Raw genomic sequence first — 292 nt, forward strand, 5'->3', positions numbered from 1 at the left:
ATTAATGCAATTGAAGTTCAGAAGTTTGTTCATGAGGAAATTGGTTCCACTCCACGCCATCTAGTAGCCGCCCTCCCGCTTTGGGAGTCCGACCGCCCCACTGCTTAAAGAAGAATGCGGTTTCCGTCTGCAAGCAAACATCGCGGATTGCCCGAACCCAGTCAGGGTCGATCGGACGGTGATTGTTTCCCGATTCGCCTCCGACAATAACCCAGTGGATATCCCTTAGATCTTTCACTTCTAACCGTAAGTCACCCAAAAGCGGCTCACACGATAGAAATCTCACGGTCGT

At 50.7% G+C, this 292-nt stretch carries 1 protein-coding gene; it reads right to left on the minus strand.

Annotation, left to right across the window (positions count from 1 at the left end; genetic code table 11):
- Position 1 precedes the first annotated feature (1 nt).
- The coding region (locus LZP69_RS16045) for a DUF5131 family protein (protein WP_234201700.1) at positions 2–292 on the minus strand (291 nt) is incomplete at its 5' end.

The sequence above is a fragment of the Shewanella sp. AS1 genome (assembly GCF_021412565.1).
GTDB lineage: Bacteria > Pseudomonadota > Gammaproteobacteria > Enterobacterales > Shewanellaceae > Shewanella.